Origin of the sequence: Schleiferilactobacillus harbinensis (assembly GCF_008694105.1) — a bacterium.
In the GTDB taxonomy this organism is placed as follows: Bacteria; Bacillota; Bacilli; order Lactobacillales; family Lactobacillaceae; genus Schleiferilactobacillus; species Schleiferilactobacillus harbinensis.
In genome coordinates, this window is the sequence record NZ_CP041364.1 from 2088576 (window position 1) to 2113638 (window position 25063).

Here is a 25063-nt window from a genome sequence, read left to right on the forward strand (position 1 = left end):
AACCAAAAGGCACGATCAACATCCAACATTCCGGATACTGACCGTGTCTTTCTGCTTATCAACTGTTAATTGATACCAAACGCCGGATCATACCGCAACACGCCTTGCACCTGAGCCAAGCCACCGGCTTGCAGCTCCCGCACCATGAAGTTCTCATCGGCCACCGTGAACGGGGCGGTGATGCGGTACTGGCTAGCGGGGACGAAGCCGAACCGGCCATAGTAGGCAGGATCGCCCAATACTGAAATGGCCCGAATGCCATCGCCAAACGCCATGGCCTCTAAGTACATGATCAGGGCAGTACCTAGACCTCTTTTCTGTTCCGTTGGCAATACTGCGACGGGGGCCAACACCCAAATTGGCCATTGCTGGCCATCCGCGGCCACGACTTGGGCCAGGCTCAGCATGGCGTAGCCCAGGACACGGCCGTCATCACTGACTGCCACGGCATCATATTCCGGCCGATACGTTTTACTTTGCCGAAGCTTCGCCACCAGCTCAGCTTCATTGCCGTCACTGTGGGCGGCCGTGGCGAATGCCGCGGTGATTACCGGCAAACTTTTTTCTGCCAGATCCTTGGTAACTGGCGTAATTTGCATCATTGATCCTTCTCTCGATTTATTTCCATTCCTATTTTAACAAATTATTCCCCGGGAAATATGGCGATTCATTGTCAACGCGGGCGATCCGGCCTACACTGGGAACAATAAAGTGCGAAGGAGAGGATACCCACTATGTCTGAACGTATTGCCCTATTAGCCGATGTCCACGGCAACGCCACCGCTCTGGAGGCCGTGTTGGCAGATGCCAAAGTCCATCAGGCCACCCGTTATTGGTTCCTGGGGGACATGATCATGCCCGGTCCGGGGACAGAAAATCTGTTCCAGCTGCTGGCCGATGTGGATACGGAAGTGATCCTCAACGGTAATTGGGAAGAGGCCTTCTTCGACGCCCTCACTGGCGATATCTATCCCGATGACCCATCGGACGTTTACTTTGTCCGGCTCAGCGAATACTTGGCAGAACACCTGTCGGCAGCCACGATTGCCGCCATGAAAAAAAGACCGATCGCCGTCACGCGCCAAGTGGCGTCATTGACATTCGGTCTCACCCATAATTTACCGGATCACGCCGGCGGCCATTCGCTGTATCCCAATCAACCCCAACGCAACTATGATATGCTCTTTGCCAATCAGCACATTGATGTCGCCGTCTTCGGTCATATCCATCAGCAGCTCCTGCGTTACGGCAGCCAAGGCCAACTGATCATCAATCCCGGGGCAGTCGGTCAGGCCTATGACCCGCACGCGGTGCTTTCCACCGACCACCGCGCTCAATATGCGCTGGTGGACGTGGCGGACAACGGTATCAACCAAGTCGATATGCGCCGGGTCCCTTACGACGCCGAGAAAGAACTGCAGTTGGCCAAGGCGACGGATCTGCCTTACTTAGAATTGTATACAAAACTACGCCGGCACGGGCATACTTTCACCCATGACGATGCGCTGCTGCGGCAAGTCAACGCCGACCATGGTTATCGCCAAGATGTCATCGACTTTGCCCACCGGTTGCATCAGAACTAGCGGCGCTGAGCAGCCCGACAGTCCAAATATCGCCGCGCCCGCCAGATCCGCCATTGGGTCACGAGCCGCATTCCCCAGCGCGGCCAATGGATAAAGGCGTTGCGCAACTTGTACTTGTGCCGCCAAGCCGCCAGATCCGCGGCAATCTGCTGACGGGTCCAATACTGATAATCATGCTGCACATAACGCAGGGCATCCCGAATGTCCTGGTCGTCTGTTCCGTGCCACCGTTGCGGCATCAGGAACTGCGCCCGGGGCCGCGCGTGGAAGCCTTGTTTTTTGCGCTGGACGGCCACGATTCGGCCCAGACCCATGGGCGGCACCGATTTGTCCGTGTAAGGGCCAAGGGGGTAAACGATCAGTGCGCCGCGCAGAAATTGAGTCGCCGCGTCAAGGCCGACATTCTCCGTGTACTGCTTTAAGGCGCCTTGCAAATCATTCGAGAACGTCATCCACTGGGACCGGTGTTTGCCATGCCCGTCCAAGCCCTCAATTTTTGCGATATATCGATTCCGCTGAGTCATAGTTGCCCTCCCTTTTCCCACTGACTACTGTCGCAACTCCCAGCACCCTTGTCAATATTTTCCACCTGGATTCCCAATTTTCAGAAAAAGGGTGGTATACTACGGTGTGTATTGATTGAGTGAGCACTCAATCAATACCGGGGAGGAGGAGCAGCACATGATTCAAAGAGTATACGACTTCGATTCCGAAACGCAAGATGTCGTTCAGCCGGCCGGCAAGCGCCGTGCCCCCAACGTGGCCAAAGCTTTGGCCCGTCAATATAGTAAACCAGTGTACACTGCCGCTAAGCTTTTCGGCTATGTACTTTGTCCCGGTGCACTCCATGTACGGGTAGCTAATCCAGAAGTGTTAGCCCCCTATCAGGATCAAGGATATTTTCTTTACGGCAATCATACGCAACCGATGGGGGACGCTTTCTTTCCCATGGTTTTGACCCACGGCCGGCCGGCTCGCACTATCGCCAACGTCGAGAATCTGCAAGTACCGATCCTCGGACCGTATCTGCAAATGGGCGGCGCCCTGGTCGTACCGCCGGAACTGCATGCAATGCCTCAATTTTTGAACCAGGTCACTGCCTGTATTCAGGCGGGCCAACCAGTGACGGTATACCCGGAAGCCCATGTGTGGCCCTATGATACGCATATTCGGCCGTTTACCCGGGCCGCCTTCCATTATCCGGTGGCGTTACAGGTCCCAAGTTTTTCCATGACCACTACTTATCAGCAGCGCCGCTGGGGCAGCCGGCCGAAAATCACCGTCTACTTGGACGGCCCATTTCTCCCCGACCGCAGTTTAGCCCCCCGGGCCCAGCAAGCGGCACTGATGAACCAGATCCACGCGCGGATGGTTGCCCGGGCTAAGGAATACAGTACCTACGCCTACGTAACCTATCGCAAGCGGGAGGTAATCCAATGAATATTCTTTATTCCGGCGACGCCCGCATCAGCGACGGCGTCCTCATTTCAATTCTGTCATTATTAAAGCACGTTCGCCAGCCGCTGCACATTTATCTGCTGACGGCCGCCATGACCGCTAACGGCCAGCATTATGCGCCGGTGAAAGATACCACCGCCGCATTTTTGAATCGGCTGGTAAGTCAGCGCAATCCACAATCCACGGTGAAAAAAATCGATATCACTGCACTGTTTACCGCCGATCCGCCGTTGGCCAATATGGCCACTCGCTTCACCCCGGGCTGCATGCTCCGGCTATATAGCGATCAAGTGCCGGAATTGCCCGATCGGCTGCTGTACCTGGACGCCGACGTGGTCTGCCGGCAAGACCCCACCGACTTTTATGCCCAGGACCTGGGGCAGGCCGAATTCGTCGGCGTCCTGGATCATTATGGCAAATGGTTCTTCCACCACGCTCTGCGGCCTTTTGACTACATTAATTCCGGTGTTTTACTGCTGAACATGCCCCAAATCAGAAAGACTGGTTTGTTCGCCAAAACCCGGGAACGGTGCCGCACCCGCAAGATGTTCATGCCGGATCAATCGGCCTTGAACAAGCTGGCTGTCCATAAACGGCTGGCCCCAGCCAAATATAACGAACAGCACGACATGAAACCCGATACGGTTTTTCAGCACTTCAGTACCCGGCTGTTCTTTTTTCCTTATTTTCATACTCAAACGGTCAAACCGTGGCAGCCCCAAGCGATGCACCAAGTACTGCACGTCCACGCCTACGACGATATTCTCAAAGAATACACCGCCCTGGCGCCGGCCCTGAAAGGAAGTTATTCCCATGACAAAAACTAATTCTGAAATGCCCATCTTTTTCGCAATCAATGACGCGTATGTCCCCTGTCTGACCGTCGCCTTGCATTCCCTTACCGAACACGCGGCCCCGGCCAGCCAATACAAAATCATCGTTTTGCACCAAGGCTTGACGCCCGCCAACCAAGCTAAATTGCAGGCACTGAGCACAGCCAATGTGGCAGTGACGTTGATGGCCATGGACGAGCAATTGGAAAAACAAATTAACGACCAGAGCAACAGTCTGCGCGGGGATTACTTCACTTATACGATTTATTTTCGCTTATTTATCGCCGACATGTTCCCACAATACGATAAGGCACTGTATTTAGACGCCGATATCGTGGTCGAAACCGATCTGGGCGATCTCTTCGCCGAAGACTTGGGCGATAACTTCTTTGCCGGTGTCGCGGATAGTTACATGAACAGTGATGACGTCATGGGGACTTACGCTGAAGAAGCTGTCGGCGTTCCCCGGGAAGACTATATCAACTCAGGTATGTTGCTGCTGAACTTGACCGCTTTGCGGCGGGAGCAGTTCAGTCAGCATTTCTTATCCCTGCTGAATCAGTACCACTTCGCCAGTTTAGCCCCAGACCAAGACTACATCAACGCCATGGGCCACGGCCGGATCCATTACTTGCCCACTGCCTGGAATGTCCAGGTACGCAATACTGGTGACGCCGCCGCGACGCCGCATCTGGTGCACTATAATCTGTTCAGAAAGCCCTGGCACTACAGCGACGCGCCCCATGCCGACTTTTTCTGGCAAGAGGCCCAGCGTCTGCCGATCTACCCGGACTTTCAAAAGAGCCTGCAAGCCTACACCGCAACGGATCGGCAAACTGATTTAGACAAATTGGCCCACATGCAGCAGCTCGGGCGGGACATTTGCGCCAAACACCCCACCTTCAAAGAAATTCAGGCGCAAACAGGGAGTGTTGCATTATGATTGCTCAACTATTCGCCCCCAGTGACCGGGCACCGGTCATTGCTAATATTGAGAAAGCCGTCGCGGCCGACCAGTTCAACAGCAAAGTGGAAACGGACGACCCAAACATTTCAATCAACCGGGAACAGGAATTATTGACCAACTATGTCCGGGATATTCATACCTGGTCTTATCGCGCCAACAATCTGATTGCCCGTACCGCGATGAACACCGCCGCCCGAGTCGTCACCCGGAACATGATCGTCACCGGTCAAGAAAATCTAGCGGCAACGCCTGGCGGCGCGATCGTTACCAGCAACCACTTCAGTCCCATTGAAAACATGCTGGTCCGCAAAGCCCTGGGTATGCACCGGTTGTATATCGTCAGCGAAGCGACGAACTTCTTCATGGATGGGTGGCTGGGCTACCTGATGCGCTATGCTGATACCATCCCAGTCAGTAAGGACATCCATTATGCCGGTCTGACTCTGCCGGACTTGCTGACCGAGCGGCTGAATGCTGGTCACAAGGTGCTGATCTATCCCGAACAGGAAATGTGGTTCAACTACCGCAAGCCGCGGCCGCCTAAGCGCGGGGCTTACTTCTATGCCGCCCGCCTCAATGTACCCATCGTGTCCTGCTTCGTGGAAATCGCGGATATGCACCGCCAGTTGACCGATCAATTCAACGAAACCCAATATCGGCTGCACATTCTGAAGCCAATTTTCCCCGACCCCGCCATATCCCCCCGGGATAACAGCCTGCGCATGGCTGCCCAGGATTATGCTCAGAAAAAGGCGGCATACGAAGCCATCTATCGGCAGCCTTTAGATTATAATTTCTCTCCCAGCGATATTGCCGGTTGGATTCCCGCTCGGCAGGAGGCGGTGCATGATGATGACCACTAATGACGATCTGCAACTCTTTCGCGACGCCCACATCCTGGATGGCTTGACCGACAAACAGGTCAGCATCTTGGCGGCCGCCATTGATGTCTTCGCGGCCAACGGCTACGCCAATTCCAGCACCAAAGAAATTGCCCGCCGCGCTGGCGTGGCGGAAGGTAACATCTTCAGCACTTTCAAGAACAAACGCGGACTGCTCCACGCCATTATCGATCCGGTACGCCAGTCGCTGTTTCCCCAGGCTATGGATGAACTCGTCAAATACAAGCTGGCCGTGAAGTACACCACCCTGCGCGAATTTCTCGACAACATCATTCGGGACCGCATCGGCTACTTGCGGGCGAACAGCAAAGTGATCAAAATTTTTGTCTCGGAATTATTCTATGATCAAGACATGCGCAGCCAATTCGTGCGCAAGTTTCCCGTTGCCTACTGGCTGCAATTTGATCGCCAATTTCACCACTTGAAGCGGCTCGGTCAGCTGGTCAACTGGAAAAATGGAGAAATCGGGGAAGTAATGTCCGGCATCATCGGCGAAGTCTTCCTTGGGTATCTTTTCTTTGGCCAGCCCTTGTCGGACGCAACAGTCCAACGAACGATCGATACATTGGTGACCGTTTTGACACCGCGGGTCTAAAAAATCTCCCCCAATCGTGTGTACACGCACCACGATTGGGGGAGATTTTTTCAGCTTAAGCTTTCAGTGTCTCCCGCACCAACGGATACACCGCTCCAATCAACCCAGCATCATTATGCAAACCGGTTGTTTTGACGGTACCCAGGGCCTTATCTTGAATATAGTGCAAACTCTCATGACGAATCAGGAACTCCTTGAACTTGGCCTGCAGCATGGTCATAAACTCGGTGTTGGCGCTGATACCGCCGCCAATCAGGATCAGTTCCGGGTCAAAGTTCGCAAACAAGTTCAGCAGCATGATGCACACATCTTCGATAAATTGATCAACAATGGGTTCGGCAATCGGGTCCTTATCTTGGGCCAGCTGCAAAATCTGCCGAGCATCGGTCACCGTGGGCTCATCGGGATAGACCCGGTGAACCGACATATTGTAGCGCCGGACCATGCCGCTGACCACCGCTGCATGCCAATTCAGCGATGCATCTTCCAGTTTTTGCGTCAGATCAATGTCATGGGTGATATTCCAGCCGAACTCGCCGGCCATCCCATGGGCGCCCCGGTAAACATCGCCGTTGATGACGATGCCGCCGCCAACGCCGGTCCCCAGGACCACGCAAAGATAATTTTCGACGCCCTGGGCATTGCCAAGCCAGTGTTCGGCAATCGCCGCGGCATTCGCGTCATTTTCTACTTTGACTGGCAAGCCAGTCATCTCTTTCAATTTATCAGCCAAAGGATAACCGTTGAGACACTTGATTGCTCCAGCCGTAATCATGTAGCCGTCTCGTCGGACAATACCGGGAATCGACACGCCGACACCGGCTACCGCGAACTTGTTTTTGTACTGTGCAACAACTTTCTGCATCCCGGCTAGCAACGGGACCTGCTTCTTCTCCGTCGGCAGTGCTCCCTTCTCGACAATCTTTCCGGCAGCATCAACTACCCCGTACTTGATCGTTGTACCACCCATATCAAATCCCACGTAATACTTCATACTGCTTCCCCATTCCTTTTAGTCTTGATCATATTTTGCGAACACCCGTTGCAGCAGCCAGCTTTGCAGATACGCCGTGCCGGCAAAGCCCATCAGTAAGATGATGATGAACAGCCAATGGTACTTGAACGGCAGATAGAAGATGACGGCAATCATCAGTAGAAAGATGACGATCGATTCCCAGGCATTGCCCACCGCCAGGGTCACCGAATTGCGCAGAATCTGCCCAATGGTTTCCTGATAGCGAGCGGCCAGCGGAAAGATATACATCACCGCCAGCAACGCCACCGCGTAGACGGCAATCACCGCAATCATGACCGGTGAAGTGCCGCCGACCACACTGCCTATCCACCAGTAGCCGCCCACCATTCCCGCGGCCAAACCAATGACCAGCAGACCCAGAAGGCTGCCCTGCCGCCAATTGGCCCGGTAAGCGCGCCAAAATCCAGGCGCCACAGCGACCGTATTGGGATCATCAAGTTTCAACGCCATACTGTACAGCGCCGTCAGTGATGCCCCGACGGTCACGATGGGCAGTGCTCCGATAACGAATAACACGTTCAAGACAATCAGCTGATAGATCTTCTGCAATATCCGATAAGCCTTGCCGTCTAGTGCAAAGAAGCGGGCCATCGTCATCATCTCCTTTAAAGAAAAAGGGCCGCCGCCGGCCCTTTCCCCATTATACAAGTTACTTCATATTCAATTTCTTCATGTTCGCTTGAATATTCTTGTCGCGGGTCTTGTTGATCTGATCAATACTGTTATCCTTTTCGAAGTCTTTATACTTCTTCAGGGTTGCATTGAAATCAGCTTCTGACTTGGCCCGAATCAAGCTCACCAGCGTTGTGCTCCAGTTCGTTTGAATCGCAGAGTACGCCCGAGCTTCTTGCGTACCAGGATCCGGCGCAATGTTTTCAGTCTTGAATTGCGGTGTCAGATACTTCTGACCCCATGCCTGCATCTGCCAAACGGCCTTCACGTAGGAATCCTTGTTCAAGGCCTTGTAGCGGTCATGACCAAAGAGAATGAATTCGCCCATCCGGTACTGATTCTGCCATTTATCCGGATCAGATTGCTGAACCTTCAACGCACTCGGCGTCCACTTCACCATGCCGTCACCGGCATCTTCATAAGTCTGGCCCTTGATGCCGAAATTGACTAACATTTGCCCGCGATCACTCAACAAATATTCAAATACCTGAATGGCCTTAGCTGGATTCTTGGACTTATTCGAAATGTAATTGATCAACCAACCCGAAATCCCTGCTTGGGACAATGTTGGTTTACGGCCAACGGTACTTTGAATTCCGTCAATGGCGATATATTGCTCATCAGGATGCTTAGAGGCAAAGGTTTGCAAGTTGATCCCGTGATTGACGTCACTACCCATCATGATTGTGGCGTACTTACCAGCGTTGACTTTTTCATTAAAGGCATTGGAGTCATCGGTAAAGCTGTCATCGCTGATATTGCCCGCTGCATGGACTTCACGGAACGCATTCAGCCACTTCAGATAATCGCTGTCCAGGTTACGAGCATAGTACTTATTGTCTTTGGTAACGATCGGCACACCCAACATATCCTGAACGACGTTGTCCAGCGAACTGTTCCCGCCAGAGAAATCATTGAAGCCAAACGGGCTCAGCTTCGGGAATTTCTCCTTAATTGCAGCCATTCCTTTGACGAAGCCTTCTGGAGTTGTGAAGTCCTGTTTCCCGATAGCCGCCAAGACATCTTTACGGATGATAAAGGCATCTCGTGCGGGTACTTTGCCGGACTTGTAATCGGCTTCCGTATTGGAATAGTTCGGATAGCCATAAGTCTTGCCATCCTTCAGCTTGTACCAATTTAAAGTATCGGTCCGAGCGACTTTGTAGAAATACGGATCATACTTCGTAGCCAAGTCTTGCAACGGATAAGCCCATTGATCAGCCGTCCGGGCAACCTTAGAGTTTGGATCACCGATGGTCACGATATCCGGCAATTTGCCGGAGGCAAAGTACGTGTTTAACTTGGTGTCATCCCCGGTGACAAACTTGATGTTTAAGTTCAAATCTTTCTTGATTTGCTTGGTGATCATGTCCTTGCCATAAGACTTGTTCCACCAATCCGCATTGACATACCAGGTCAGTGTGTTGTCTTTGCTCTTATCGGATTTCCAAGCCGGGGTGTTCTTTGATACTTTGTAACCCGCCTTCGGTAGATTATCGCCCGACTTTGCTGAATCAGAACCAGAGGAACCGCACCCGGCGGCAATTAACATAGTAGCTGTCGCAACGGCAGCAATGACGCCAAGACGCGCCAAACGTTTTGTAATACTCACTGTGGACATCTCCCTCAAATATTTCTTCATAACAGACTATTCCTTCACGGCGCCCAGCATGGTGCCGCTTACAAAGTATCGCTGAACAAACGGATACAGAATCAGAATCGGCAGGATCGTGATCATGATCGTGGCCAGCTGCACCCCCCTTGATGTGGTACTGATCGCTACTTGGGCTTTCAACCCCGTTGTACTCGCTGCTTGGGCTTGGACGATAATGTCATACAAGCGCATCTGCAATGGATAGAGACCTTCATTGGTCACATACAGTTTCGTCGTCATGAAGTCGTTCCATTGCCATACCCCATTGAATAGGGCAATCGTGGCTAAGGCCGGCTTGGATAGGGGCAGAATGATGCTCCAGAACACCTTGTAATCACTGGCCCCATCGATTTTGGCAGATTCTTCCAGCGAATCCGGTACTTGGCGGAAGAAGTTCATCAAGATGATCACGTCGTAGTAGCTGAACAAGGACGGGATGATGTAGACCCAGAAGGTATCCAGCATGCCCAGGGACTTGATCAGCAAGTAAGTCGGAATCATCCCGCCGGAGAAGAACATCGTGATGATGCCCATGGTGGAATATAGTTTACGGCCCCGCAGCCGCCGCTTGCTTAACGGATAAGCGACGATCGCACAGAACAGTGTATGGGTAATGACCCCGACGCCGGTTTTGGCAAACGAGATGAAGAATGACCGCCAGAGGCCCGGATCGCGGAACACTGCCCGGTAGTTATCGAGCGATAACTGCTGCGGCCAGAAAATAAAGTTGCCGCTGTTCAACGAGCCGGATGACGCAAAGGACGAAATGACAATGTTCCAAAGCGGCACAACGATAATCAAGGTAAACAAACTCAGGATGATGATATTGACGACATTGAACACCCGGGTGCCTTTGGTTTCGCGGACGCGACTGCCAGACTTGCGGGTACCGAATGGCGATTTTCGTGCACTTTTTAACTCCATGATCTTCGCCCTCCCCTTACAATACCGACTGGTTGTCGTTCAGTTTCTTGGTGATCATGTTGGCGCCGACCAGCAAGATCACAGAGATGACTGATACACCCAGACCAACGGCGGTCGCATACGAGAAGTCGCCCTGGGTCAGCCCGACCCGATACACATAGGAATTGATGACTTCAGCAGCCGGTTGGTTTTGGGAATTCATCAGGACCAAAGTCTGGTCCAAGTTGGATCCGAACAAGGCGGATACCGAGAGAATCAAATTCAATGAAATAATGTTGCTGATGCCGGGCAAGGTAATACTCCAAATTTGGCGCAACTTCGACGCCCCGTCCATTTCCGCCGCTTCGTAATAAGTCGGATCGATCCCAGCCATCGTGGCCAGATACAGGATGGTACCCCAACCGACTTCCTTCCAGACGTCGGACCAGGCGGCGATGTTCCAATACTTATTGGCATCCAACATGTAGTTGGCCTGGGAATGGATCCCAATCAAACCGAGGAACTGATTGATCAACCCATTCGAGGACATCCAGTTGATCAGCATCCCGCCTAAGATGATCCACGATAGAAAGTGGGGCAGGTAGGTAATCGTCTGCACGATTTTTTTGAATGGTCCCCAGTTCACTTCATAAATCATGATGGCTAAGGCGATTGGCAAGAAGAACTCAATCGTCAGCTTGATGGCGCTGATGCCCACTGTGTTCCACACGGCTTGCCAGAAGTACTTGTCGCCCATGATCGTTTGAAAGTTTTGGATGCCATTCCATTTCGCCCCGCCAATGGTATCAGTGACTGAATAGCTCTTGAAGGCTAAGGTCAAGCCATAGATGGGAATAAAGTTGAACACGATCATAAAGAGAATACCTGGAAGCATCATCGACTGCATCTGCCATTGCGAGCGGAAATCGGTGAACCAATTCTTCAATCGAGTCCCGACACTCCGCTTTCTCCCCGCAGGAACTGCTTTCATTGTACACACCCCTTTGCACTGAATAAAAACGTTTTTATTATATTGGAAACTGCAAGCTCACTTGATGGTCGTCGAATTACGGACAACCAGCTGACCGTCCAAGACTTCTGACTGGCCTTGATCATTATTGCTGATCATGCCCACCAACTGCTTCACCGCCAGCACGCCTTGCCGCCCGATGGGATTCCGGGTAGTCGTGAGCGACGGTTGAAAATACTGCGCGATTTCGACATCATCGAACCCAATGACACTCACCTCTTGGGGCACACTGATGCCGCTCTCCTTCAATGCCCGCATAGCACCAATGGCTGAAATATCATTCCCAGCTAGAATGCCGTCCGGGATATCCTCCGGATGCAGACTGATGAACCGGCGCATTTCGCTATACGACGTCGGTTCTTCGAACAACCCGAGAATAATCAAGTCTTTATTCACGGGTAACCCATATTTTTTTAACGCATCCTCATAGCCTCGCTGCCGTTCGTTGCTATCGTAGTTATCTGGATAACCCGCAAGATAGGCGATCTTGCGACGACCAAGGCTGATGAGATACGCTGTGGCGTCAAACGCTTCCTGATAGGAATTGAACGTAATACTGCCAATCTTGTCCGCAACCATTGGCCGATCCAAGAAGATTGCTGGGACGCGGTGCTGACTGATCATATCAACGTCTGGGCCAGTGATTCGACTTTCAAAGACGATCACCCCGTCAACCACGTTGCCGAAGAGATAGTTTTGAATCGTATCATGGCGCTTGGTGACGAAGACGTTCAGCCCAAAACCCATGTTATCGGCCGTCCGAGCGATGGATTCGATCAACGCATAGAAGTAAGGCCCGGAAACACTGTTGGTGAAGAACCCCAGCATGTTGGTTTGGCCAGATTTCAATTGCTTACCTAAAAGATTAGGTACATAATTGAGCTCTTTAGCCGCGGCCAATACTTTGAGCTTGGTCTCCGCCTTAACAACGTCCACCCCATTCAATGCCTTGGAAACAGTGGCAATCGAAACGCCCGCTGCTTTGGCCACATCACGGATCGTCGGCTTCATCTTCATCGCCTCCCACTTTGAAAACGTTTTTACTCTTGTAGAATAGCATCTCTTTTTGATAAATGCAAGCGGTTACCCTTGAGAAACATGTCCCGAAATATGGAACGTCATTATCTGAAATAACAGTAATTTAGTAAATTTTACCCACACACCGGCATGCTTATTGGTTTATTCTGATATATCACTCGCCAGTGTCAATGAAATCCACCTATACGGAATAAAAACGTTTTTACTAAATAACTAAAAACAACACCCCTCAGTTAAGGAGTGTTGTTAATTACCGCCTAATCGTCACAGGGCTGTCCACCCGCCATCAGCGACCAGCACTGCCCCGTTAACAAACTTTGCTTCATCAGATACCAGGTACAACGCCGCGTTGGCCATGTCTTCCCCAGAACCTTGCGGTGACGAAAAGCCGCCAGAAGCCTGCAGCGCCTTTTGGCCAACTGGGTCTGGATCGGTGATCGTCGCCCCAATGTTGGTCACCACGGAACCGGGGGCCAGCACGTTGGCCCGGACTTTACCCTTCACACCATAGGTCGCAGCAATGTTCTTCGTCAGCCCGATGATGGCGTGCTTGGAAGTAACATATGCGGCGCCGCCGCGGCCTCCGAACATTCCGCCAACGGAACTGATATTCAAGATTGCCCCGCCCGTTTCTTGTTCTTCCATGATCGGCACCGCTTCGCGGCACGCCCAGAACGGTGCGTATAGATTGATTTTCAATACTTTGTCCCAAGATTCGTCAGTAGCGGTAACCACGGTCTTGAAGTTATCCACGATCCCGGCGTTGTTGACCAGAATGTCCAACCGGCCGAATTCGGTTACCGCGCGGTGAATGAGTGCTTTAATCGCTGCTTCATCGCTGACATCAGTGACATCCGCCACGGCGGTGCCGCCTGCCGCAGTAATTTCTTCGGCAGTGGCCTTGATTCCTTTTTCATCCCGATCACTGGCGAGTACCTTCGCCCCTTCTTGGCCGAAGCGCAAAGCCATGGCCTTCCCCATACCGTTACCGGCGCCGGTAATAACGACAACTTTATCCGTTAGACGTGCCATTTTATCAATCTCCTTATCCATGTGACTACAATCACAATCTACTCTTCTATTATACCGATACCGGGCTTGCTTTGGCTAGTGCTGTTTGCGGAGCGCCTGACGCCAAAAAAACAGCACTCCGCGCAAGCGAAGTGCCGCCTTTCTTCCATATTAAAGTGCTGTCCAGCCGCCGTCGGCAACTAACACCGCGCCATTAACAAACTTGGCCTCATCAGATACCAGGTACAAAGCCGCATTGGCCATGTCTTCGCTGGCGCCCACCGGTCCGTCGTAACCGCCGGCATCCCGCAGGGCTTGATCGCCCAACGGGTCAGGGTCGGTGATTGCGGCGCGAATGTTCGTGGTGATCGTCCCAGGGGCCAATGCATTAGCCCGGACTTTACCATGCACGCCATACGTGGCGGCGATGTTCTTCGTCAAACCGATGACACCATGCTTGGAGGCCACATACGCCGCCCCGCCCAGGGCACCGAACAAACCGCCTACCGAGCTGACATTCAGGATGACCCCGCCGCTTTCTTGCGCATTCATGATTGGCACGGCTTCCCGGCAAGCCCAGAACGGTGCGTACAAATTGATTTTCAACACCCGGTCCCACGACTCATCCGTGGCCGTCACCACAGTCTTGAAATTATCGGGAATGCCGGCATCATTGACCAAAATGTCCAACCGGCCAAATTCCGCGACCGCCCGATGGATCAGTGCCTTCACCGCCGCCTCGTCACTGACATCGGTGACATCCGCCACTGCAGTACCGCCAGCAGCCGTAATCTCTTTGACCGTCTCTTTGATCCAAGTCGGATCGCGATCACTGGCAAGCACCTTGGCGCCCTCTTGGGCAAACCGCAGCGCCATGGCCTTCCCCATGCCGTTGCCCGCACCGGTGATGACCAATACTTTATTTGCTAAACGAGCCATTTTCACCGTCTCCTTTTATGTGACTGCAATCACAATAACCGACTATATTGTAGTCAGGGAGACAGCCGATGGCTAGCGAGACGCCTCAGCAATGTGCCCACGATAAAACAACAGTCCGCCTAGTAACAGTACGCACTGCCAATCAGCCCCACGGCCCAGCCGTAGCTGAAGTGCATCGCCTGAATAAACCAGTGCGGCTGGGCATGGGGATAGGCCGTCACCCGCCGACCGGCTTGTTGGGACATATCCCAATACAATAGCGAGGTGGCCAGCGATAACCCCAGTGCCATGCCGATATTGCGGCCTAGCGCCGCCATCGCCCCGGCGATTCCTTGATATTCCTTACCGGCATTGCCCATGATCATTGGATTGTTCTGGAATGCGCCATTGGCCACCCCGAACATCGCCAGCCCAAAGATCAGCCAGCCCAGCGACCAAGCGGGCTGAACAAAAAGAAAGAGGAGCAGCGGCACGAAGAAAATGAACAGCGCGTAAAAGGACACTTTTTCCGCGCCAATATGATCACTAATGATGCCGCCGGTGGGCGCGCTGATCATATTCAGCAACGGCACTGCCATCAGGATCAGGCCGGCGGTCGCCGAGGACAAAGCCAGTGTTTCTTGCAGGTAAAACGGCATGATCACATTGTTGAAATAACCCACCATGTAAACCAGCATCGCGGTGATGATGCCAATGGTGAACCCAGGTGAGCGGAAAATCCCCAGCGTGATCAGCGGCGCTGCCACCCGTTGTTCAATGAAAATGAATCCAACCACCAGGACTGCAGCCAGAGCAAAAAGTGCAATTACGCCCAGATGGCTGAAGCCAACCCCTTGGCCCCAGTAAATGGCGATGAAGAAACTGATGACCGCCAAGGCAAAGGTGCTATACCCCGGCCAGTCCACTTGGACATGGCGAAACACCACTGGCTCGTGGGGATAAATGCGATAACCGACAATGAACGCAATGATCCCAATCGGCACATTGATAAAGAAAATCCAATGCCAGTTAGCAATGGCCAGAATCACCCCGCCGATTCCCGGTCCGGCGATATTGCCGATCTGCACAAAGGTACTATTCAGCCCCAGGGCGCGACCGTGTTCACCCATGGGAAACGCTTGGGTGATGATGCCGAAATTCGAAGACATCACCATCGACGCGCCGAGGGCTTGAAACAACCGAGCACCCAGCAGCATCGGCAGGCTCACACTTAACCCGCAGGCCAGCGATCCCGCCACGAAGATCAGCGTACCTGTCTGGAAGACCGGGATCCGGCCAATCTGATCGGCCAGCCGGCCAAAGAAAATGAGCAGCGCGCAAATCGCTACCAAATAAACAGAAACCACCCATTCCGCCTGATTCATCGGCACCCCTAACTCTCGGGAAATATGGGGAATCGCAATATTCACAACGCTGGCGTCCAGGGTCGACATAAACGACACCATAGAGGTGGCAAACAGCATGATCCAGCGGGACCGTTGTTCCACGTGAAACACTCCTTCATTTTCTTAATCATTCAGCCCACGGGCTATCATTATTCCCTCATCTGGGCTATGATAGCCGTACGGTACGTGTCTCCCATTGTACTGCAAAAGGAGGAATTATCTCATGGCACAAAATGAAACACCGCGGGTACAGGATGATCTGTACGGGTATGTGAATGGTGCTTGGCAGCAGATCGCCGCGATCGACCCGGATCGGGTGTCGGCCGGCGTCTCCACCGACTTGGATAAAAAGGTTGAAAAAGAGCTGTTGGCCGACCTGAAAGCAGCGCTGGCGAAAGCCCCTGCCAAACCTAAGGACAACTTCGATAAGGCCGCTGTACTCTTCGGCAAAGCCCTCGACTTCGACCAGCGGGATCGGGAAGGCCTCGGACCGATTCTGCCCCGACTGGCCAAAATCCAGGGATTGCCCGGTCTGGCCGCTTTCAATGCGGCCCTGCCCGAGCTGATTCAGGACGGATACGCACTGCCTTTCTATGTCTTCGTGGAAACGGACATGCACGATGCCACCAAGTATCAGGTGATGTTCACATCGCCGGACACGATTCTCCCGGATGTGACCATGTATGATGACCCCACGCAGAAACAAGCCCTACTGCCGGTGTGGGGGAAAATGGCCCGCCTGCTGCTCGCTCAGTCCCCGCTGAATCCGGCTGATCAGGAAGCCTACGTCAAAGACGCCCTGGCCTTCGACGCCCGCATTGCAGCACATCATTTGAGCCATGAAGATGCGGCGGTCGATGACAACTTGGATAATCCAGCGGCTTGGGACACTACTTTGGGCAAACTGGCGGGTGTTGCTGTCGCCGCCGGCCTGAAGCCGCTGCTGCCCAGCACCCCGCGCACGGTGAACATCATTGACACAAAGTATTATCAGCACTTTTCGGATACCTTCAATGCCGATACTTTCACCGAATGGCAGCATTGGGCCTATGTGGACGAACTCGTCAGCCATGCCCGCTACCTGAGCCGCGACCTGCGCAAGATTGGCGAACTGTATAACCAAGCGATCACCGGTCAACAGGAGCTGACCCCGCCGGAGCGGTTCGCTTACAACACGGTGAACCGGTTCTTCGCTGAACCGGTTGGCGTGTTCTATGGCAAGAAATATTTTGGACCCCAGGCCAAGGCCGACGTCACCCACATGGTCGAAGATTTGATTGCCACGTATAAACAGCAGATCCATGACAATACCTGGCTGTCTGATCAGACCAAGGCGATGGCCGTGAAGAAGCTGGACACGATGGTCATTAAGATGGGCTATCCCGAAAAGGCCCGCCCCCTGTATGACCGCATGGCCATTGACCAAGACACCCCGCTGACCACGACGCTGGATACGATCGCCAAGGTGACGCTGCAATACAGCTTTGCCCGCCTGAACAATCCGGTGGACCGCAGCGAATGGGTCATGCCCGCGCAAATCGTCAACGCCGCGTACAACCCGACGGCCAACGACATCACCTTCCCCGCGGGCATTCTGCAGGCACCGTTCTACGACGTGCACGCCAGCCAAGCTGATAACCTCGGCGGCGCTGGCGCCACCATCGGCCATGAAATCAGCCACGCCTTTGATAATAACGGGGCCTTGTATGATGAACACGGGAACAAGAAGAACTGGTGGCAGCCAGCTGATTTCGCCCACTTCAAGAAATATACCGAGGAAATGATTGCCCAGTTCGACGGCATTCCCTACGCCGGCGGCAAGATCAACGGCAAACTGGTGGTGAGCGAAAACATCGCCGACAACGCCGGCTTGAACGCGGCACTGCAGATCCTGCACCGCGCCGATGCCCCCGCCAGCGACTTCCAGGAGTACTTCATCAACTACGCCCGCTCCTGGCGAACCAAGATTCGCCCAGAATTTGAACGGGTTATCTTGAAGACCGACGTGCACGCGCCCGCCTTGCTGCGGACGAATGTACCGGTCCCGAATTTCCCGGAATGGTACAGTGCGTTCCACGTGAAACAAGGAGATAAGATGTATCGCGAGCCGGCAAAACGGGTTGTGATTTGGTGAGTTAAAGCAGCCTCATAAAGTCCCACCAATGCCCACGTGGCCTATTTGGTGGGACTTTTTTGTTAGTGCGTTACCCTGTCATCACGTGATATCCTATTACAGTTAACGGGCTCCGTCATACCGCCCCGTTGACGGTGGTCAATGTGGAATTTCTTCTGTCTGTAGCTACTTCGGTGGCTACCGGGGTGCTGACCTCCGGTGTCATTGCTGGCATTAAATACGCTTATCACGTATACACGCATCCTCGTAAGCATGTCAAACGTCATCATCATCGACGTCCCTAACATGTAAGGTGGTCAACAAAGAAGCTCTGGGCTTGGTACCCCAGAGCTTTTTGAATCCAAAAAACGGCTACCCTTTACGGGATAGCCGCCGACCGAGTTACCGCGTACAGCGGGTGGTAAAACCGCTGCGGTGGCTCTTGTGTCATTTCTTCTGTCTATCAATAGTATAGCAGAATGCCAGATAAAGTCCAACAAACTGAATCAAGCCGGACGTCGCTCAAACTACCCCTGATGATTATGCAACTGCTCATCCGCGGGCTTAAGCTTTGGAATCCCACCCATCGCCTCCGGATTTTCCTGATAGGTGAATTTCTCACCATCTTTAACCACCTGGCCTTCGAATTGCCGAGAACCGTCGCCATCGGAGAAGTTCATCAAGACATGAGAATACTCTTGATACTCAATATCCTTCATATCACCGGGCACCACTACGCCGTATTTATCTTCCAGCTCTTCCTGAGCCTTCATAAACTGCAGCTGGTGCTGAGTCTCCCGAGCTAATAAGAACTTCAGCATATCCCGGACCCCCTCATCGCGGGTCATGTAATAAAGCCGGCTCACTTGCAGCCGGGCCTCGGATTCCCGGACAACGTTGAAGCGCATATCCGCCACCAAGTTGCCGCTGGAGGTGGTGTAGCCGGTCGTCCAGGCGGCACCATTGGGATTGTTAAGACTGGCAGTTAAACCATGCACAATTGCTTGTTCAGGATCCATTCCGCCCATGACTGCGGCCAATGCCGGATCGGACCGATAAGCTTCTTCTTCGGCATAAATTGGAGCCCCTTCCAGCAGTTGAGCCACCATCGTGGAAATCATTTCCACGTGGCCGATTTCTTCCGTACCGGTATCCAAAAGCAGATCCTTGTACTTCTCATCGCCTGATGACGACCAGCCCTGCGATAGATAGGAGAGCATGCCCGTCATCTCGCCCCATTGACCGCCAAGGGATTCCTGCAGCCGCCGAGCCATCAATGGATCCGGCTTATCTGGGGTGGCGTTGTACTGTAACTTCCGAGTGTGCTTGAACATAGAAACTGCCTTCTTTCCTGAAAATGTAATTCATTGTACACAATTTAAATTAGCACAACCGTTTTGCGAAGGTCAATACGGTTTGAAAATTTTCTTCAGGAAAAAACAGCACTGGTTTTTAGCCAGTGCTGCCCGATTGGTCCTCAAATCATTTTGACCCACTAAGAAAGCATTTGCTCCCGCGCCTGCGATTCAATATAGCTCGGCACGAAGTAGTCCAGAATTTCGTGAATCTCTTTCACCGGAATTTTTGGTGTCCGCTCGTAAGTCATTAACCCATTGACTTCCTGCTCGGTGTCGTACAGCTGCGTGTAACAGAAGCCATTGAGACTCTTTGACGAAGCCACCGCAGTAAAGATACGCTGCAGCTCGTTGCGGAACTCTGCATCCGAATGAGCCCCCGTGTATCCCCAGCCAGCATCGGCATCGGCCTTGTTATAGCCTATCCCGCCAAACTCAGTCAATAGAATGGGCTGCCCTGCATAGGCAAAGCCTTTGGCAAAAATGTCAAAACTGCCTGGCGGCTGACTGAGTAGTTTCTGCCAAGTGCTCAAGCTGTCTTTGAAGTAGGCATACTGCGGTGATTCGGCAGACTCCCCGTGACTATAATTGTGAATCGCACAGATGTCAGTTTCTGTCTGTTCCCAACCATCATTGGATTGCACCAACCGGGTGGGGTCCAATGAATGGATCAGGTGGTAAAGAGCTTGGCTGAAATGCTGCTGCTGCCGATCATCATGGATACTGCGCACGCCCCAGCTTTCGTTTAACGGCACCCACGTGATGATCGCCGGATGATTGAAATCTCGAGCAATAATTTCTTGCCACTCTGCATATAACGCTGACTCGGCCCGGGCACTGAATACTGGTGCTGACGCACATTCACCCCAGCAGATGAAACCCAATTGATCAGCCCAATACAGAAAACGCGGATCTTCCACCTTTTGATGCAGTCGTGCGCCATTGAAGCCCATGGCCTTCGCTAATTTGATATCTTTCTTGAACGCTTCATCAGAGGGGGCAGTCAGCAAACCTTCCGACCAATAGCCCTGGTCCAAAACTAATTTTTGATAGTACGGCCGATTATTCAGAAAGACCATGCCGCTTTCGGTACGGACTTCGCGCATACCAAAATAGGAATCGACGACGTCTTGCTCACCATTCGGAGTCTTCGTGGTAAACCGTATGGCGAACAAGTGCGGATGTTCCGGGGTCCACAGTCGACCGTCATTATGATAGCCGCTGCGGAAAATCTTTTTGGCAAATACATCAGCCGTGAAAGTAAACGAATCGATTTCGGGAGTGACTATCGTTTCAGTCACCGGATCATCTTTGAAGGTGATCACCGCTTGGACTTGCGTACCCGGAACAAAATGCTTGATGGTTCCCTTGATCGTGATTGTTCCTGCTGAAATATCTGGGAAATACTGGACGCTCTCCAGATAAGTCTGGGGCACATATTCCAACCAAACTGTTTGCCAGATACCAGTCGTATTAGTATACCAAATTCCCTCACTGCGTCCGGTCCAGCTCTGCTTACCCCGTGTGACTTCTTCGTCATGGATTGGATCCCACACGCGGACTGTCAACGTATGTTCCGCTGAATCACTGACTTGATTCGTGATATCAAAACTGAAGCTCGTATGCCCGCCTTGATGGTGACCAATAAACTGGCCATCCAGCCAAACATCGGCACCGTAATCCACCGCGCCAAAGTGCAGTAATACTGTCTCTCCAGATTCAGCCTGGTTGGTCACTGTCCGCTGGTACCACACCACCGCGTGGCCGGTCGTATCACTAATGCCGCTCAATTGACTCTGATAAGCAAACGGCACCTCGATGTGTTCTGACCAGTCGTGCTCTCGATACCACTGCTTCCGTTGACCTTCATCAGCGTCATCAAAAGTAAACTGCCATTGACCATTCAAGTTCTGCCAGTGTTCCCGTTGAAACTGCGGTTGCGGATATTCTGTTCTATACACTACAATCATCCTTTTCCTTCTGAAATTAGTGTGCTGCTGATACCGTTTTTTGCTGTTGATGGCGGTATAACATGATGATCACCAGTGTCGGGATGAGCAGAATAACACTGATGATATCTAAACAAACGTAGGCCGCTAAACTCTCCAGGCCAATGACGGCTGGAATCCCCCAACCGATTGTTGGCCGCCGCAGGTAGTACCGCGCCAGCAGCAGATTGACCAACCCGCTCAGCAGAAATGCGGTACCCACCAAACCGGTAATTGTTGCCACCGGTACAAACTGGGCATAGCCTTGTAATTCAGGAATCCGGTTTGGCCCGGCAAACCCCAAGATAATGGTCAAGATTCCATCAATGAACTGCCACACTGCACAGATCAACAACAATCGCTGACTCCATTTCTTTTTCATCGTGCACTCCTATCCCTTCACACCAACAGATAACGCCATGGATTGCAGGAAGTACTTCTGCGCGAAGAAGTACAGAATCAGTGTCGGCACAATTGCAACCAACGCTCCCGCCATCAATGTCGGAATATTAGCGGCGTACATACCTTGCAACAACTTCAACCCGGGCGTGATCGGCATCTTGTTCAAATCTGAAAACACGATGGATGGCCAAAGGAAGTCGTTCCAAGATCCGGTAAAAGTGAATAGCGCAACGACAAACAGCACTGGCTTGATCAAGGGCAGAATCACCCGGAAGAAAATCTGCCAATCCGACGCGCCATCGATCCGCGCGGCTTCATCATAAGAAATCGGAATATTATCCATAAACTGACGCACTAGAAAAATATTGAACACTCCGGTGGCGGCAGGCACGATCATCGCCCAATCCGTATTGGCCCAGCCCAGAGTCGTAATAATCTTATACAGCGGAATCAGGTTCATTACCGGGGGAAACATCATTGTTGCCAACAGACCGTAGAACAGAATGTTTTTGCCGCGGAACTTGAGCCGCGAATAGGCAAAAGCGGACAGAGACACAACACAGAGCACCAGCAAGGTGGTGCCGCAAGCAATGACCAATGAGTTCAAAAACCAGCGAAACACTGGCGTATTGGTCGTATTCGCCAACAGTTTAGTATAGTTGCTAAGGACCCAATTGATGGGCAAAAAGCGGAACCCCACCGATTGCATTTCTATATTGGTCTTAAATGATGATGTGATACCGTAAAGCAGTGGAACGATCCAAATCACACCCATAATGGTCAGAAATAGAAAGGCTAGCCACTTTCCGGCTCGATTAGTACGTGTATTTTGCATGGATTATTCTCCCTCCTAATAATCTCGCCGCAAGAAGTAGAACTGAATCATGGACACAATCAGGATGCAAACACCCAAAACAACGGCCATGGCTGAGGCTAACCCGGCTAAGGACTGACCAGCACCAAAAGCGTTTTGCTGAATGTACATCATCAGAACACTGGTTGATCCATTGGGACCGCCATTCGTCATCATTAACGGCTGACCGTAAATGTTGAATTGGGCAATCGTGGTCGTCACTAAGGTGTACAGGAACTGACCGCGGATACTAGGCAAGGTAATGTGTAAGAACTTCTCCCAACTAGAGGCCCCGTCGATATCGGCCGCTTCGTAGTAGTCTTTTGGGATGCCATTCAAGGCGGCCTGGTAGATAATCATATTGCCGCCAATCGTCCACCAGATAGTGACAATGACGATTGTCATCCAGGCCCACGGCTGTGTCCCAGTCCACACTTGATTAAGATGGAACAAGGAGTTCAGCGGTCCGTAGTTTGGATTGAAAATCAAAGTCCAAACGATGACCACTGCAGAAATTGAGAACAGACTAGGCAGATAGAACAGGCCTTGGAAAAATTTGCCGAATTTTGGTTTGGCATTCAAAGCGACTGCCAATAACAGCGGGACCAAGATACAAAACGGTACCGAAATCAGAACAAACCATAATGTATTCCGCAAACCCTCCACGAGCTGGGTATGGAACGTTGAATTACTGAACAGGATCGTTTGATAATTCTGTAACCCCACAAAACGCGGAGTCCGTACAAGATCCCACTTAGTAAACGAAACATAAATTCCGAAGACCAACGGTACCAGGAAGAATATTGTAAAAATCACCAAGTGCGGCAATAGATACAGATATGGTTTGCTGGACTTTCGCCGCGTCTGCGCCTTTGCGCCCGCCGCAACATGTGTTGTCGTGCTATCCATGATGAGTTCCCCCTCAATCCGTGATCTGTGCATCAATTTTGTCTTGCACAGTACTTTGCATATCCTTCAAATATTTTTCGATCGACGTCTTACCAAAAACTGGGTCTAACGCATATCGATCAAGAAAGTCGGCGACATACCCGTTATAGCGATAATCGAAAATACGCAATGACTCTTGTTCTGTTTTGCTCTTCAACAGGAAGGACTGCCCCATCTTCTGATACGCCTTATTTTTTGTAATTGCCTGGGAAGCTGGATTCTGCCCTGCCTCAGCCCAATGAATCGAGTGGGTGCGGACCCAGTTAATAAACTTCAAAGTAGCTTTGGTCTTGGCGGTATTCCGCTTAGCTTGTTTCAACAGTACAAATTGATGACTGGAGGACCAATTCACCATTTTCTTGGGATCGGCTGACACTTGGGGCGCATTGGTCAGGCCGAACTTGATCTTGCTTTCACGAATCTGATTCACCATCCAAATCCCTTCAGGATGAAAAATCTCTTTGCCCGTCAAGAATAACTGCATGGGGTCCTGACCATCGCGGCTTGTAATGCCCGCGGCATAGAGCGACTTGTAAAAGTTCAACGTATTTTTAGCCGGCTCTGTGTTGAGTGTTGGGTCAACCCCATTCTTAGTTAACTCGCCGCCCTGTTGGCCCAGCATAGACAGATAATTTGGTTTCCACCAAGTTAGTCCAAGGGCAGTAATGCCGTCTTTCTTGGCCTTTTCCCCCGCCGCCTTAATTTCATCAAAGGTGACGATATTATCATCCAAGGCTTCGGGACAATATTTGGCCACCAGGTCTTTGTTGTAGTACATCACAAATGTATGGATATCGAGGGGAATACCATAGCGATGTCCTTCATAGGAGCCGCCGTTCCAAGCCTCTTGCACATAATTGCTGCTTTTGATATTGGGATAATTGCTGAGATATTGATCATACGTATCAAGAATGCCGTTATGCACGTAATCCTTGATCCGTTCCACATGGACAATTTGCAAATCAGGAATCCCCCGCCCTGAATTGACAATAGTGGGAATCTTGGCATACATGTCCCCTTCTGTCAGGGAAATGTTCTTAACCGGATACTCTGGTTTGGTCGCATTGTATTCATTGACCAGCTTTTGCATACTGGTGCCATCGGGACCCGTGAACGGGTTCCAAAATACGATCGTCTTTGAATCTGACTGGGCCCGGCTACTTGTACATCCCACCGCCACGAAGGCCAGGAGAATAGTTGCCAATGCCAACACTAGTGAACGCAACCGTCGCATAATTAATTCACCTCATCATTGACTTTCCTTCTGAAACATTTCTTAATTGCCACTTACCATGTTGAAAATATCATCGTAGGTAAGCGCTGTCAATCCAATTAGACGGGGTTTAACTTAAAAGAGTGCTGGATTGCCGCGACGGTTCGGGTATCGTATAATAGTTA

General features: G+C 51.8%; 23 protein-coding genes and 1 pseudogene. 7 read left to right on the forward strand and 17 right to left on the reverse strand.

Annotated features, from left to right (window positions below):
* Window positions 1–65 precede the first annotated feature (65 nt).
* Window positions 66–599: a GNAT family N-acetyltransferase gene (locus tag FMM01_RS10375; RefSeq protein ID WP_190973343.1), complete on the reverse strand. Its 534-nt coding sequence runs from the start codon at window positions 597–599 to the stop codon at window positions 66–68.
* Window positions 600–734: 135 nt separating this feature from the next.
* Between FMM01_RS10375 and FMM01_RS10380 the strand changes: the two genes are divergently transcribed.
* On the forward strand, window positions 735–1583 hold the full coding sequence (locus FMM01_RS10380; protein ID WP_146993968.1) for a metallophosphoesterase family protein: 849 nt from the start codon (window positions 735–737) through the stop codon (window positions 1581–1583).
* On the opposite strand, the gene FMM01_RS10385 is transcribed toward FMM01_RS10380, so the two are convergent.
* The gene (locus tag FMM01_RS10385; RefSeq protein WP_150392471.1) at window positions 1580–2107 is read right to left on the reverse strand and encodes a DUF7679 family protein; all 528 of its coding nucleotides are present in this window, start codon (window positions 2105–2107) and stop codon (window positions 1580–1582) included. The genes FMM01_RS10380 and FMM01_RS10385 overlap by 4 nt on opposite strands.
* Before the next feature lie 157 nt (window positions 2108–2264).
* Between FMM01_RS10385 and FMM01_RS10390 the strand changes: the two genes are divergently transcribed.
* The 5 genes from FMM01_RS10390 to FMM01_RS10410 are packed head-to-tail and all read left to right on the forward strand — an operon-like array spanning window position 2265 to window position 6338.
* The gene (locus tag FMM01_RS10390; protein WP_146993969.1) at window positions 2265–3023 is read left to right on the forward strand and encodes a 1-acyl-sn-glycerol-3-phosphate acyltransferase; all 759 of its coding nucleotides are present in this window, start codon (window positions 2265–2267) and stop codon (window positions 3021–3023) included.
* Entirely contained in the window at window positions 3020–3868 is an 849-nt protein-coding gene (locus tag FMM01_RS10395) for a glycosyltransferase (protein WP_150392472.1), read from the forward strand. Before FMM01_RS10390 ends, FMM01_RS10395 begins: the two co-directional genes overlap by 4 nt.
* Window positions 3855–4817 carry a glycosyltransferase family 8 protein gene (locus tag FMM01_RS10400; RefSeq protein ID WP_150392473.1) on the forward strand — a complete coding sequence of 321 codons (963 nt, stop codon included), beginning with the start codon at window positions 3855–3857 and terminating at the stop codon, window positions 4815–4817. The genes FMM01_RS10395 and FMM01_RS10400 overlap by 14 nt, the downstream gene beginning before the upstream one ends.
* Window positions 4814–5704, forward strand: coding sequence for a lysophospholipid acyltransferase family protein (locus FMM01_RS10405; RefSeq protein ID WP_027829012.1), 891 nt, complete (start codon window positions 4814–4816; stop codon window positions 5702–5704). The genes FMM01_RS10400 and FMM01_RS10405 overlap by 4 nt, the downstream gene beginning before the upstream one ends.
* Window positions 5688–6338, forward strand: coding sequence for a TetR/AcrR family transcriptional regulator (locus FMM01_RS10410; RefSeq protein ID WP_223849926.1), 651 nt, complete (start codon window positions 5688–5690; stop codon window positions 6336–6338). The genes FMM01_RS10405 and FMM01_RS10410 overlap by 17 nt, the downstream gene beginning before the upstream one ends.
* Before the next feature lie 55 nt (window positions 6339–6393).
* On the opposite strand, the gene FMM01_RS10415 is transcribed toward FMM01_RS10410, so the two are convergent.
* The 9 genes and pseudogenes from FMM01_RS10415 to FMM01_RS10455 form a co-directional block, all read right to left on the reverse strand.
* Complete coding sequence (locus FMM01_RS10415) at window positions 6394–7332, reverse strand: ROK family protein (protein ID WP_027829013.1); 939 nt, start codon at window positions 7330–7332, stop codon at window positions 6394–6396.
* A gap of 18 nt (window positions 7333–7350) precedes the next feature.
* Entirely contained in the window at window positions 7351–7965 is a 615-nt protein-coding gene (locus FMM01_RS10420; RefSeq protein WP_186810134.1) for a YesL family protein, read from the reverse strand.
* A gap of 58 nt (window positions 7966–8023) precedes the next feature.
* Complete coding sequence (locus FMM01_RS10425; protein WP_223849927.1) at window positions 8024–9658, reverse strand: type 2 periplasmic-binding domain-containing protein; 1635 nt, start codon at window positions 9656–9658, stop codon at window positions 8024–8026.
* 36 nt (window positions 9659–9694) lie between these two features.
* Complete coding sequence (locus FMM01_RS10430; protein ID WP_150392474.1) at window positions 9695–10624, reverse strand: carbohydrate ABC transporter permease; 930 nt, start codon at window positions 10622–10624, stop codon at window positions 9695–9697.
* Between the two features lie 16 nt (window positions 10625–10640).
* The gene (locus FMM01_RS10435; protein ID WP_223850064.1) at window positions 10641–11510 is read right to left on the reverse strand and encodes an ABC transporter permease; all 870 of its coding nucleotides are present in this window, start codon (window positions 11508–11510) and stop codon (window positions 10641–10643) included.
* Between the two features lie 141 nt (window positions 11511–11651).
* Window positions 11652–12644, reverse strand: a complete 993-nt coding sequence (locus FMM01_RS10440; RefSeq protein WP_051225375.1) for a LacI family DNA-binding transcriptional regulator — start codon at window positions 12642–12644, stop codon at window positions 11652–11654.
* 291 nt (window positions 12645–12935) lie between these two features.
* Entirely contained in the window at window positions 12936–13703 is a 768-nt protein-coding gene (locus FMM01_RS10445; protein WP_027829018.1) for an SDR family NAD(P)-dependent oxidoreductase, read from the reverse strand.
* 150 nt (window positions 13704–13853) lie between these two features.
* Window positions 13854–14621, reverse strand: coding sequence for an SDR family NAD(P)-dependent oxidoreductase (locus tag FMM01_RS10450; RefSeq protein WP_150392476.1), 768 nt, complete (start codon window positions 14619–14621; stop codon window positions 13854–13856).
* A 72-nt stretch (window positions 14622–14693) separates the two neighbouring features.
* Window positions 14694–16117 (reverse strand): annotated as a pseudogene (locus tag FMM01_RS10455) (MFS transporter).
* A gap of 112 nt (window positions 16118–16229) precedes the next feature.
* Here FMM01_RS10455 and FMM01_RS10460 point away from each other — a divergent pair.
* Window positions 16230–18140: a M13-type metalloendopeptidase gene (locus FMM01_RS10460; protein ID WP_150392478.1), complete on the forward strand. Its 1911-nt coding sequence runs from the start codon at window positions 16230–16232 to the stop codon at window positions 18138–18140.
* Window positions 18141–18646: 506 nt separating this feature from the next.
* Here the strand turns inward: FMM01_RS10460 and FMM01_RS10465 are convergent.
* The 6 genes from FMM01_RS10465 to FMM01_RS10490 form a co-directional block, all read right to left on the reverse strand.
* Window positions 18647–19453 carry a manganese catalase gene (locus FMM01_RS10465; RefSeq protein ID WP_150392479.1) on the reverse strand — a complete coding sequence of 269 codons (807 nt, stop codon included), beginning with the start codon at window positions 19451–19453 and terminating at the stop codon, window positions 18647–18649.
* A gap of 161 nt (window positions 19454–19614) precedes the next feature.
* A complete protein-coding gene (locus FMM01_RS10470) occupies window positions 19615–21435 on the reverse strand; it encodes a glycoside hydrolase family 2 protein (RefSeq protein ID WP_150392480.1) in 1821 nt (606 codons plus the stop codon).
* A gap of 25 nt (window positions 21436–21460) precedes the next feature.
* On the reverse strand, window positions 21461–21844 hold the full coding sequence (locus FMM01_RS10475; protein WP_027829023.1) for a hypothetical protein: 384 nt from the start codon (window positions 21842–21844) through the stop codon (window positions 21461–21463).
* A gap of 9 nt (window positions 21845–21853) precedes the next feature.
* A complete protein-coding gene (locus FMM01_RS10480) occupies window positions 21854–22699 on the reverse strand; it encodes a carbohydrate ABC transporter permease (RefSeq protein ID WP_027829024.1) in 846 nt (281 codons plus the stop codon).
* A gap of 15 nt (window positions 22700–22714) precedes the next feature.
* Window positions 22715–23626, reverse strand: a complete 912-nt coding sequence (locus tag FMM01_RS10485; protein ID WP_051225378.1) for a carbohydrate ABC transporter permease — start codon at window positions 23624–23626, stop codon at window positions 22715–22717.
* A 13-nt stretch (window positions 23627–23639) separates the two neighbouring features.
* Window positions 23640–24899, reverse strand: coding sequence for an ABC transporter substrate-binding protein (locus tag FMM01_RS10490; RefSeq protein ID WP_027829026.1), 1260 nt, complete (start codon window positions 24897–24899; stop codon window positions 23640–23642).
* Window positions 24900–25063 lie beyond the last annotated feature (164 nt).

Coding starts and splice junctions, on each gene's coding strand:
- FMM01_RS10430 (WP_150392474.1), bottom strand. CDS start 10,624: ATGGAGTTAAAAAGTGCACGAAAATCGCCATTCGGTACCCGCAAGTCT.
- FMM01_RS10415 (WP_027829013.1), bottom strand. CDS start 7,332: ATGAAGTATTACGTGGGATTTGATATGGGTGGTACAACGATCAAGTAC.
- FMM01_RS10375 (WP_190973343.1), bottom strand. CDS start 599: ATGCAAATTACGCCAGTTACCAAGGATCTGGCAGAAAAAAGTTTGCCG.
- FMM01_RS10410 (WP_223849926.1), top strand. CDS start 5,688: ATGATGATGACCACTAATGACGATCTGCAACTCTTTCGCGACGCCCAC.
- FMM01_RS10465 (WP_150392479.1), bottom strand. CDS start 19,453: ATGTTCAAGCACACTCGGAAGTTACAGTACAACGCCACCCCAGATAAG.
- FMM01_RS10435 (WP_223850064.1), bottom strand. CDS start 11,510: ATGCAGTCGATGATGCTTCCAGGTATTCTCTTTATGATCGTGTTCAAC.
- FMM01_RS10440 (WP_051225375.1), bottom strand. CDS start 12,644: ATGAAGCCGACGATCCGTGATGTGGCCAAAGCAGCGGGCGTTTCGATT.
- FMM01_RS10400 (WP_150392473.1), top strand. CDS start 3,855: ATGACAAAAACTAATTCTGAAATGCCCATCTTTTTCGCAATCAATGAC.
- FMM01_RS10480 (WP_027829024.1), bottom strand. CDS start 22,699: ATGCAAAATACACGTACTAATCGAGCCGGAAAGTGGCTAGCCTTTCTA.
- FMM01_RS10475 (WP_027829023.1), bottom strand. CDS start 21,844: ATGAAAAAGAAATGGAGTCAGCGATTGTTGTTGATCTGTGCAGTGTGG.
- FMM01_RS10395 (WP_150392472.1), top strand. CDS start 3,020: ATGAATATTCTTTATTCCGGCGACGCCCGCATCAGCGACGGCGTCCTC.
- FMM01_RS10460 (WP_150392478.1), top strand. CDS start 16,230: ATGGCACAAAATGAAACACCGCGGGTACAGGATGATCTGTACGGGTAT.
- FMM01_RS10390 (WP_146993969.1), top strand. CDS start 2,265: ATGATTCAAAGAGTATACGACTTCGATTCCGAAACGCAAGATGTCGTT.
- FMM01_RS10450 (WP_150392476.1), bottom strand. CDS start 14,621: ATGGCTCGTTTAGCAAATAAAGTATTGGTCATCACCGGTGCGGGCAAC.
- FMM01_RS10490 (WP_027829026.1), bottom strand. CDS start 24,899: ATGCGACGGTTGCGTTCACTAGTGTTGGCATTGGCAACTATTCTCCTG.
- FMM01_RS10420 (WP_186810134.1), bottom strand. CDS start 7,965: ATGGCCCGCTTCTTTGCACTAGACGGCAAGGCTTATCGGATATTGCAG.
- FMM01_RS10445 (WP_027829018.1), bottom strand. CDS start 13,703: ATGGCACGTCTAACGGATAAAGTTGTCGTTATTACCGGCGCCGGTAAC.
- FMM01_RS10485 (WP_051225378.1), bottom strand. CDS start 23,626: ATGGATAGCACGACAACACATGTTGCGGCGGGCGCAAAGGCGCAGACG.
- FMM01_RS10405 (WP_027829012.1), top strand. CDS start 4,814: ATGATTGCTCAACTATTCGCCCCCAGTGACCGGGCACCGGTCATTGCT.
- FMM01_RS10385 (WP_150392471.1), bottom strand. CDS start 2,107: ATGACTCAGCGGAATCGATATATCGCAAAAATTGAGGGCTTGGACGGG.
- FMM01_RS10380 (WP_146993968.1), top strand. CDS start 735: ATGTCTGAACGTATTGCCCTATTAGCCGATGTCCACGGCAACGCCACC.